This window comes from Blautia sp. DFI.3.45 (genome assembly GCF_020593505.1).
Taxonomy (GTDB): domain Bacteria; phylum Bacillota; class Clostridia; order Lachnospirales; family Lachnospiraceae; genus Blautia_A; species Blautia_A wexlerae.
The window spans coordinates 1-10,936 of record NZ_JAJDMI010000069.1 but is presented as its reverse complement, the minus strand read 5'-3'; the positions used below and the strand labels follow the sequence as shown (position 1 = coordinate 10,936).

Here is a 10,936-nt window from a genome sequence, read left to right as displayed (position 1 = left end):
GCGTATTGCCTGCAATCGTCAAAACATACACAATGAAGCAGTAAGAAGTATTCGTGAGGACTTCAATTTCTCGATGTGTTTGAGTATGTTTAAACACATTTGGAGTGGCAGGCTTTCATGTCAGATCATTTACCACGTACAAACCGGTGGCTGATCGCACTTTCTGTTATTCTGTGTCTGATACTTGGAGGAATTTTCACCCGTTCTTCCGCTGTGACTTCACAGGCAGATGCCATCAGCGATGCCGGAGCTTTCGTGTCAGAAGATCAGGATTCTGCGGAGTTTACTTCTGAGGAAACATTGACTGATAGCAATGATAATTTTACGGATTCTTCTTCCGGGAAACTGTTTGGACGCACTTCTTCAGATTCATCTGAAGCTTCTCCGGGCGGTCCTGCATTAAGCACTGATATCTCGCCTGAGGCATCAGAGGGCAGCTGGGCTTCCAGTGGAAGTAACTGGATGTTTCTGGTAGATGATAAGCCATACACAGGATGGTTCACAGATACAGATGGGAAACAGTACTATATGGATGAGACCGGTATTATGCAGACAGGCTGGACAGATATCGGAAAGAAGCGGTATTATTTTGATATGGATGGCATTCTGCAGACAGGGACTGTGATAATAGATAAGAAAACTTATGAACTGGATACAGATGGTTCTCTGAAAGGTTATACGCCAAAGAAAAAATCCTCGAAGAAGAAATCTTCAGATAAGTCAGCTACCTCTGACAAGTCCGGTACATCTACGGCAAAGAAGTCGGTTGCCCTTACTTTTGATGATGGTCCCAGCTCTTTTACAGACCGTCTTCTGGACTGTCTGGAAGAAAATAATGCAAAGGCAACTTTCTTTATGGTGGGTACTGAGATTGCCAGTTTTCCGGACGAAGTAAAACGCATGAAGAAACTGGGCTGTGAACTTGGAAACCACACTTATGACCATAAGGATCTGGCGACTCTTTCTTCGGATGAGATCAGTTCAGAAATTGCAAGAGTGGATGAACAGCTTGTAAATCTTACAGGTGAGGGAGCTTCGGTGGTCCGCCCGCCATATGGATCTGTTAATGATACGGTAAAATCAACTGTGGGAACCCCGATGATTCTGTGGTCCATTGACACTCTGGACTGGAAAACGCAGGATGTGGAATCTACGGTTGAGGAAGTCATGAATAATGTAAAAGATGGTTCCATTATTCTGATGCACGATATCTTCAGCACCTCTGTAGATGCAGCCGAGATCCTGATCCCGCAGCTTATCGAAGAAGGCTATCAGCTTGTAACAGTGCACGAACTGGCTTCCCTTCATCAGACAGAATTATCGGCAGGAGTTACATACGGTGAATTTAATCGAATCAAGTAAGTCCCCTGCGGAAGTTGCGAAAAGTAATAAGAACAGCAAAATCTCCAGCAGAAGCTGACAAAAACAATGTCAGAAAAACGGAACGTAAAAATACAGGCAGTTACCACAAGGATAACCGCCTGTATTTTTTACGTTCCATATTCAATTTTATTCAAGTAAATCTCCTCTGATGTATCCGGTCTGACCGTCGTAGTCGATCTGAACCCATTCACCATCAGTACCTGTCTTCTGAACCTGATCACCTGCTGAGATCACGCCAAGGATATCAGCATCTGTGCTGGCTTCTGCGCGTACATTACATTCCTCCGAAGCAGTAAGCATCGTGCCATCTTCTGCCTCTGTTGACACACCTGCTTCCTCCCCAAGACCATTCAGGAATTCTTCAAGAGACGGATCAGATTGCTGTGCCTGATCCAGTTCATTCTGCACCTTCTTTATAAGAGCTGAAACATCACTGTCTGATAACTGTTTTTCCATATATGCGGAAATCTCAGAATCCTGTAAAGCTCCGTTATTGATCACCCAGTTTCCTTCGCTGTTCTTATATACATAGAACTGAGTCAGTGCAGGGGCCTTGGTCTCAACGCCCTGACAGATATACGAGAAACAGGCGTAAACCACGTAAGAATCATCTGTCATACCTTTCTTCGTGTACACATCGCCTACTTCATACCCTTCGATATAATCTTTCAAATTTGTGACTTTTGACTCATCAGACGGTGTAAAATCATCTTCCAGAGTCTTCAGCGTTGCAATATCTTTTTCCCCCAGAGCCTGATAATAGCTCGTGATCAATGCAGTAACATCTGCATCTGCTGTTTCCATGGGATTGGCGTCTTCTTTCTTCTCGTCAGACTCCCCTTCACTTATCGGAGAAGAAGGAACATTTCCCTGGTCTTCGGATGTGGTTTTCTGTTCATCTCCGGAATTCCCCTTATTACTTCCGGAACAGGCTCGAATGCCGCAAAACAGGACAACCACAATTATCAGAATAGCTCCACCCAGCATAAAATACCGGAGATTATCTGATAACCATTCTCTAAAATCATCCAAGTTCTTGTCCTCCTTATGAGTTATCGTTTGCTCCGTTCACTGCCGCCATACGATTTCTGACAGTTCCCGATTCTGATAACTCCTGTGATACAACGCACCGGAACTGTACATACGTCCCAGGCAGCACGCCTGAAGGGAATCGAACCCCCGCACATGGTACCGGAAACCACTGCTCTATCCACTGAGCTACAGGCGCGTATCTTGAAAATCTGATTTTCAAAGGATTTATATAATTTATTTAATACAAGGTCTATATTATCATAATTACCGAAAAAAGTAAAGTTTTTTATTTTATTACAAAAGATGCATTATTTTGGCTTGTATGTCTCGGGATAGTGGTGTATGAGCAGTAACATTTCCAGAAAAATTCCATCAAAATTTCACCGTTGATAAGATGTACAAAAAATTATATAATAGAACAATGGACGAAAAAATCAGAATAAACAAATATTTAAGCGAGGCAGGCATATGCTCCAGACGGGAAGCCGACCGGATGATCGAAGAGGGAAGGATTACGGTAAACGGAAAAAAAGCAGAAAGCGGTCAGAAAGTCAGCCTGGAAGATGAGGTCTGTGCAGACAATATACCTGTCTATAAAAATGAAAAAAAAGTACTGCTTCTTTTTAACAAACCCAGAGGGATCGTGTGCAGCACAAAGCAGCAGTTTGATGAGACGACGGTAACAGATTATCTGGATTATCCTCTGCGTGTTTATCCTGTGGGCAGACTGGATAAAGAATCACAGGGCCTTCTCCTTCTGACAAATGAAGGAGATCTGGTCAATAAGATCATGCGCGCCGGAAACTATCATGAGAAAGAATATTTTGTGACAGTGAATAAGCCGGTGGACAGGGAATTTGTCCGAAGGATGAGCAAGGGAGTCCCTGTTCTTGATACAGTGACCAGACCATGCAGAGTGGTGCAGACAGGAGAATGCAGCTTTCGGATCATTCTGACACAGGGACTGAACCGGCAGATCCGCAGAATGTGCCGGTATCTGGGATATGAGGTACAGAAGCTGAAAAGGATCAGGATCATGAATCTGACTCTGGACGGGATCAGAGAAGGCGAATACAGAGAGATCACAGCACAGGAATGGGAAGAACTGAACCATTTACTGGAATCTTCCACAAGTGAAACAGTGATCAGAACAGGAGAACAGAATGGAAACAGCAGCGATCATGCGAATGAAAGAGCTGGTGCAAAAGCTGGACAGGGCAGCAAAGGCGTATTACCAGCAGGATACAGAGATCATAAGCAACAGAGAGTACGATCAGATGTACGACGAGCTTCAGGCTCTGGAGAAAGAGACAGGCACTGTTCTGGCAAACAGCCCAACCATAAGCGTAGGGTACGAGGCAGTTGACCAGCTTCCAAAAGAAGAACACGAATCCCCCATGCTGTCTCTGGACAAGACTAAGGACAGAGAAGTTCTGAGGGAATTTATCGGGGAACACAAAACGCTTCTGTCATGGAAGCTGGACGGACTGACGATCGTTCTTACCTACGAGAATGGAGAACTTGCCAAAGCAGTTACACGTGGAAACGGTGTGACAGGAGAGGTTGTCACCAATAATGCCAGAGTATTTAAGAACGTTCCTCTTAAAATCCCGTATCAGGGAAGACTGGTGTTGCGTGGGGAAGCGATCATTACCTATTCGGACTTTGAACGGATCAATGAATCCATAGAAGACGTTGATGCGAAATACAAGAATCCGAGAAACTTATGCAGCGGTTCTGTCCGCCAGTTAAACAATGAGATCACAGCCCGCAGGAATGTGCGTTTCTACGCATTTACGCTGGTAAGCGCCGACGGGGTTGATTTCCATAATTCAAGAGCCCGGCAGTTTGAATGGCTGAAAGAACAGGGATTTGATGTAGTGGAATACAGGACAGTCACAGCTTCAATGCTGGATGAAGCCATGGAATATTTTTCAACTGCGATCACTGAGAATGATTTTCCGTCAGACGGACTGGTTGCTCTTTATGATGATATTGCATACGGAGATTCCCTTGGAAGAACAGCGAAATTTCCCAGAAATGCTTTTGCATTCAAATGGGCAGATGAGATCAGAGAAACCCATCTTCTGGAGATCGAATGGAGCCCGTCAAGAACAGGGCTGATCAATCCGGTGGCTGTTTTTGAACCGGTTGAGCTGGAGGGAACCACTGTGAGCCGCGCCAGCGTACACAATGTGAGCATTCTAAAAGAATTGCAGCTTGGTATCGGGGATACGATCACTGTATATAAAGCAAATATGATCATTCCGCAGATTGCAGAAAACCTCACACGCAGCAGTAAACTGGAAATTCCGGATACTTGCCCTGCATGTGGCCATGGAACACAGATACAGAAGGTAAATGATGTGGAGGCACTTTACTGTACAAATCCTGACTGTGCCGCAAAGAAGATCAAATCCTTTGCACTTTTTGCAAGCAGGGATGCCATGAACATTGACGGACTGTCAGAAGCAACACTGGAGAAATTCATTGCAAGAGGCTTTATTCATGATTTCGGAGATATTTTTGAGATTGGAAAGCATCGTGATGAGATCGTGGAGATGGACGGATTCGGGGAGAAATCCTTTGAGAACCTGATGACCAGCCTTGATAAAGCTAAGGAGACTACTCTTGCGAAGGTGATCTACAGCCTTGGAATCGCCAATATCGGTCTTGCCAATGCAAAAGTGATCTGCAGGCATTTTGATGATGATCTGGAGAAGATCCGTCATGCAGATAAAGAGGAGATCAGCTCTATTGATACCATCGGACCGGTAATTGCCGGAAGTCTGACTGATTATTTTTCAAACGAGGATAATAACAGAAAACTGGATCATCTGATGAGCCATCTGACTGTTAAGAAAGAAGAAAAGACAGGTGAGCAGATTTTCCGGAACATGAATTTCGTTATCACAGGAAGTGTGGAGCACTTTGCAAACAGAGCACAGGCAAAGGAATTTATTGAGTCTCTGGGAGGCAAGGTGACCGGATCAGTAACATCGAAGACGAACTACCTGATCAATAATGACACAACTTCCAATTCTTCAAAGAATAAAAAAGCCAAAGAACTGGGAATTCCAATCCTTTCGGAAGAAGATTTCCTGAAGATGGCACAACAATAAAATAATAAGAACAGGAGATAAGATAATGCCAATTAAAATACAGAGCGATCTGCCCGTAAAAGAGATTCTGGAAAAAGAAAATATTTTCGTGATGGATGAGTCACGTGCATCCCATCAGGATATCCGCCCCATTCAGATCCTCATTCTGAACCTGATGCCTCTGAAAGAGGAGACAGAGCTTCAGCTTCTGCGTTCCCTTTCCAACACACCGCTGCAGGTAGATGTCACCTTTATGGCAGTACAGAGCCATGAAGCGAAGAATACATCTGTGAGTCATCTGAATAAATTTTATCAGACATTTCCGGAACTGAAAAATAACAAATACGATGGAATGATCATCACAGGTGCTCCTGTAGAGCAGATGGAATTCGAAGAGGTAGACTACTGGAAGGAACTGGTAGAGATCATGGACTGGACAAACACCCATGTTACCTCCACCATTTATCTGTGCTGGGCTGCACAGGCAGGACTCTACCACCACTATGGACTGAAAAAACGCAAACTTGATAAGAAGATGTTCGGTCTTTTCTGGCATAAAGTGATGAACCGTAAGATTCCGCTGGTACGCGGATTCGACGATATGTTCCTTGCACCTCATTCCAGACATACGGAAGTTCCCATCGAGGATATCCATAACTGTAAAGAGCTGACAGTGCTTGCTGAATCCGATGAAGCAGGGCTTTTCCTTGCAATGGCAGACGGCGGCCGCAAGATCTTTGTAATGGGACATCCGGAATATGATCGTGTGACTCTTGACGGTGAGTACAAACGTGATGTCAGCAAAAACCTGCCCATCGAAATCCCGGAGAATTATTACAAAAACAACAACCCGGAAAACAGACCGCTCCTTATGTGGAGAGCACATGCGAACAACCTGTATACAAACTGGCTGAATTACTATGTCTACCAGTCAACTCCGTTCGACTTGTATGGAACACCGGATTTCAGCGAGATCTAAAGGGTTTGCGGAATTTACAATTTTACGTATCTTACCGTATTTTTACATGATTTCACGCAAAAATGGAGTAAAAATGAGGTCAAACATGTGAGAAAATGGTGTCAAAACTGAGCAGTACAATGCAGATACAGTAGTGACACTGAAAGATTTTCCGAAAATCTCCATGACATTTGCAGAGATGTTTGAGAATGTAGAATAATCAGTTGAGATAAGAAAGGACACAACAATCATATGAACATAGGAAACAATATAGGAAATATCATGAAGATCACAGGCGCATGGAACACCTTTAAGAGCAATCATCCCAAGTTCCCGGCATTCTGTCAGGCAGTTTCACGCAAAGGACTTAAAGAAGGAAGCATTATTGAAATTGCGATCACCACTCCTGAGGGAGAGAAGATTGAGACGAACCTGAAAGTAAAGGACAGTGACCTGGAATTACTGAAACAGTTGTCTGAACTGAAAATGTGAAAAAGTTTACAAAAATTTTATTTGAATAACAGGTATAAATCTGCTATAGTATTCTATGTTGGTTAAGTTGATTATTATTCGTTCCCATATATAAGAATGATAGGTTCTCAAAAGAAAGAAGAGGAAGAAAATTGCGTAAAAAATCACATATTTTATTAGCAAGATACCTTGCGGATCAGATGCAGACCACAGCAAGCCTGCAGTCTCACAGAAAGGCTTTCTGTCTGGGCAGCATTCTGCCGGATATCAAACCGTCCTTTATCACCAGAAGACACGAGTTCTACGGAACATTTGAAGATGTCAAGAACCGGATGAAAGAACTGGCAGATATCAGACCGGATGAGAGTAACCAGAGAGTTTACTGGCGGCGGTTCGGCGAAGTGATCCACTATATGGCGGATTATTTTACCTTTCCTCATAACAAAACATATACAGGAAGCTTCAGCCAGCATAATCATTATGAGAAAGTACTTAAGAACAGACTGAAAGAATGTATACAGCAGGGAGAAGCATATGCATATCTGGAACCGGCCATCCGCTTCGCAGATTTCTCTACCCTGATCGATTATATCGAAGCTACTCATGAGAAATACCTCAACAAGCTCCGCAGCGTGGAAGAGGATATACGCTTTATCCTGAATATGTGTTTTCAGGTAGTGCAGGGACTGATACAGATCTGCATTGGTAATAAGAACTTTGCAGGAGCCATTCAGGCAGCCTGACAGAGATACGCTAAGAATACAGGAAGGCTGTGTGGAAATCATATCCGCACAGCCTTCCTGCATTCTGAAACATATCTTCCTCACTGCTTGTTGCTTTTCGCAACTTCTGCAGGGGGACTTACTTGATTCGGTTAAAATGTGACAAAAAAATGAATTTTGGTCAAATCTGGAATTTACCTGCCCTGAGCTGTTGATTTCAAAAAATGATTATGCTAGAATAAAACAGGTTAATATTTCGGGATAATTCACTTATGAAATAACATAATAATGTGAAAAGTAATTTAGACAGTATGCCCTTATAAACAGGGGGTAAGGACATGCTCACAGTAAGAAGGGAGCAATTTAGATATATGAAAAACAAGTATCTTACCAGATTCTTATGTCTGACATTGATGTCAGGAATGGTATTATCCGGTCCTGCGTCCGTACTTGCAGCAGAGGATACTGCTGCGTATACAGCAGACGGTTCTGATTTCAGCGATTCCGGTGATTTTGATTCAGGATCAGAGGATCCGGCGCCGGCAGATCCGACTCCTGCAGAGCCAACACCTGCGCCGGTAGACCCGACTCCTGCACCGGTAGATCCGACACCAACAGATCCGACACCAACACCTGCAGAGCCAACACCTGCACCGGCAGATCCGACTCCGACACCAACAGATCCGACTCCGACACCTGCGAATCCTACACCAACACCGTCTTCACAGATTACGAAGGCAGCCCAGGATGTGATCGACAGAATCAAAGAGTTGAACGCACAGACCATCACGCTGGAGAAGAAAGCCACTGTTCAGAGCATCCGCACTGCATATAATGCCTTGTCTGATACAGAGAAGGCACAGGTTTCTAATTATAATCTGCTGGTTCAGGCAGAAGCGACTATTGCTCAGCTGGAAGCGCAGAAGAACAATGCGAATACGAATAATCCATTTACGAGTAATACCAGTGCTGCACAGACCGGAACTCCGGTATATTATGCGTCCAATATCCACGCAGGTAAGGATTTCTATCTGGACAGCCTGAAGAATAACTACAATCTGACCTTCTCAGATGATTTCGCTTCTGTTATGGATGAGATCGAGAAGGAATATAAAGAGAAGAACAAAGTGGCAGATGCCAGCGATGTAAACGGCAGCAAGACCACCACATCTGCAGACAGTCTTCTGGTAAAAAACTGGCAGGATATCCTTGCAGTCTATGTATATCAGCAGAGCCAGGATGGAAAAACAGAATTTACCCTGGATTCTTCCTGCAAGAAAGACCTTGCGAAAATCTTTGCAGAGATGAACCCGATCGTAAGGGACAAGCAGGATATCACTCACGTTACATACGCTAATCGTAAAATCAACTACTATATTAAGAAAAATAAAATCGCAAAAAAGGATCGTACGATCCTTAAGAAATATGTGGAGACAGACTGCAAACTCCTCTGCGCGGTAGTAACAGCTGCCAACGGTTTTGTCCGCGAGAGCGTAGGAGATGATGTTTCCGAGGAAAGAGTAAATGTTATCTCCGCAGCCTATTCACTGGTTGGTAAAGTCGGTTACTTCTGGGGCGGCAAATCCACAGTGATCGGTGAAGATCCAGGTTGGGGAACCAGCGAGAAGGTATCAGCCGAGGGAAGCAAGAGCACCGGAACCATCCGCGCATACGGACTGGACTGCAGTGGTTTTGTCACCTGGGCAGTGATCAACGGATATCAGGATAAAGCAATGCAGGAAGCTGTAGGCGACGGAACTTCCGATCAATGGGAGAAAGCAAACGTGGTAACTGAGGCAGATGCACAGCCCGGAGATCTGGTGTTCCAGAAAGGACCGGAAGCAGGAAGCGATAATCATGTAGGCATTCTCTGCGGTAAAACAGACGCAGGTGACTGGATCGCAGTACACTGCTCCTCCGGTAAGAATGGAGTAACAGTAGGCGAAGCATACAGTGCAAGCTTCCGTTACATCCGCCAGCCATCCTTCTACCCGACACAGGAACAGGTTCAGGAAATGCAGAGCAGCAGTACGGTAAGCACAACAACAGGTGATGCAGCAGCTTCCACAGGAACAGATATCTTTTCTGCAAATGTGACAGTAAGCAATACTCTGCAGGATGCGATGAAGTCAAATACTTCCGACTCAACAGGATTCACAACATTGGAATCCACTGAGAAGACTTCCATCCTTCCGGATAAGATTGATCTGTCAAAAGAGAAAGTCGCTGTATTTAAGGCAAAATAAAATGTATAAAAGAAGAGAAAGTCATACAAAAAAGTCTGGCTTTCCCTTCTTTTTTCGTGTATAAACTTTTTTATCTGTTAACTTAAACGGTTAAGTAAAACTGACGAATTTGCTTATTGGTCTGCGGAATATGCTTCAAAAACGAAAAAAATATTCAAAAATATGGAAACCCCTGGAGAGTACAAAAACCTGTGAGTAGATGGATATTTATATCATCAAAAGCATATTCGTTGAAGTAGGAATGGAACATAAAAGTTTATAATTTTTTATAAGTTTTCAGTAACGGTGTCATTAATCTATATGAAGGGATTTGAGAGAGATACGATCATGTATGAAAAAGGTCAGGAAGCTGAACGCAAAAATACAGAAAGGGAACGTCAGAGAGCGGATTTTGCTGAAAAAGAAAAAATAAAGGCCCAAAAAGAGACAACAGAAGCACTTAAAAGAGTAGCTGAACTGGAGAAGATTTTGCAATGTAAAACTACGGAGGGTAAATAAGATTATCTTAAGATAGCCACAGACTGGCACCCATCCAGCCTGTGGCTTTTTCACCCACTATTTTTGAGTTGACTTTTTGGCACATTGCGCATATACTAACAGTAGCTAAGGAATGTGGTGAGATTCCTTGAAGCAAAACAAAAGCCCTCAGAGTGCCAGCTCTGGGGGCTTTCTTGCTCGATTACGGTGAGCTATTCCGTTTAGACTGTTGCTGTCTATCGTCTGCTGTCCAGCCATTTGCATATGTAGTAGCTAACTACGCCTGCTATAACAGAGACAAGAAATGTGGTGAGAATTTCTTCCATGGAGTCCACCTCTTTTCTGCTGGAGGTTCGACAGCTTTTTGAGTATAACATGTTTTAGAACAAATTGGAATAGTAAAACCTGGCATGAGTTAACTGATAGAGGCAGTTAGGGGAGAACCCTCTGCCGGGACTGGTATTAATACTGAACAGGTCTGGCGGGGTCGCACCCCAATGTGGTCAACCTAGCGTCAACTTAGGGACATATTAGCAAATAGCCTCC

8 protein-coding genes, 1 tRNA gene and 1 pseudogene are annotated in these 10,936 nt (G+C 43.8%); 8 read left to right on the top strand and 2 right to left on the bottom strand.

Features of this window, described 5'->3' with window-relative positions:
- The first annotated feature begins 117 nt into the window (after positions 1 to 117).
- The gene (locus LJE09_RS15910) at positions 118 to 1,362 is read left to right on the top strand and encodes a polysaccharide deacetylase family protein (RefSeq protein WP_118613586.1); all 1,245 of its coding nucleotides are present in this window, start codon (positions 118 to 120) and stop codon (positions 1,360 to 1,362) included.
- Positions 1,363 to 1,509: 147 nt separating this feature from the next.
- Here LJE09_RS15910 and LJE09_RS15905 read toward each other — a convergent pair whose 3' ends face one another.
- Together LJE09_RS15905 and LJE09_RS15900 are read right to left on the bottom strand one after the other, a co-directional pair.
- Positions 1,510 to 2,415: an SH3 domain-containing protein gene (locus tag LJE09_RS15905; protein ID WP_020993940.1), complete on the bottom strand. Its 906-nt coding sequence runs from the start codon at positions 2,413 to 2,415 to the stop codon at positions 1,510 to 1,512.
- Positions 2,416 to 2,539: 124 nt separating this feature from the next.
- A tRNA-Arg gene (locus LJE09_RS15900) sits at positions 2,540 to 2,611 on the bottom strand.
- A gap of 198 nt (positions 2,612 to 2,809) precedes the next feature.
- Here LJE09_RS15900 and LJE09_RS15895 point away from each other — a divergent pair.
- The 7 genes and pseudogenes from LJE09_RS15895 to LJE09_RS15865 all read left to right on the top strand — a co-directional run.
- Positions 2,810 to 3,490, top strand: a pseudogene (locus LJE09_RS15895) (pseudouridine synthase); the annotation flags it as partial.
- 88 nt (positions 3,491 to 3,578) lie between these two features.
- On the top strand, positions 3,579 to 5,537 hold the full coding sequence (ligA, locus tag LJE09_RS15890; RefSeq protein ID WP_227311543.1) for an NAD-dependent DNA ligase LigA: 1,959 nt from the start codon (positions 3,579 to 3,581) through the stop codon (positions 5,535 to 5,537).
- A 25-nt stretch (positions 5,538 to 5,562) separates the two neighbouring features.
- Positions 5,563 to 6,495 carry a homoserine O-acetyltransferase MetA gene (gene metA, locus LJE09_RS15885; RefSeq protein WP_118633283.1) on the top strand — a complete coding sequence of 311 codons (933 nt, stop codon included), beginning with the start codon at positions 5,563 to 5,565 and terminating at the stop codon, positions 6,493 to 6,495.
- Between the two features lie 231 nt (positions 6,496 to 6,726).
- Positions 6,727 to 6,966 (top strand): hypothetical protein, encoded by a 240-nt coding sequence (locus LJE09_RS15880; protein ID WP_026648494.1) that lies wholly within the window; start codon positions 6,727 to 6,729, stop codon positions 6,964 to 6,966.
- A gap of 131 nt (positions 6,967 to 7,097) precedes the next feature.
- A complete protein-coding gene (locus LJE09_RS15875) occupies positions 7,098 to 7,688 on the top strand; it encodes a zinc dependent phospholipase C family protein (RefSeq protein ID WP_022381034.1) in 591 nt (196 codons plus the stop codon).
- Between the two features lie 350 nt (positions 7,689 to 8,038).
- Complete coding sequence (locus LJE09_RS15870) at positions 8,039 to 9,913, top strand: C40 family peptidase (protein ID WP_227311542.1); 1,875 nt, start codon at positions 8,039 to 8,041, stop codon at positions 9,911 to 9,913.
- A 300-nt stretch (positions 9,914 to 10,213) separates the two neighbouring features.
- The gene (locus tag LJE09_RS15865; protein WP_147412533.1) at positions 10,214 to 10,411 is read left to right on the top strand and encodes a hypothetical protein; all 198 of its coding nucleotides are present in this window, start codon (positions 10,214 to 10,216) and stop codon (positions 10,409 to 10,411) included.
- The last annotated feature ends 525 nt before the right edge of the window (positions 10,412 to 10,936 follow it).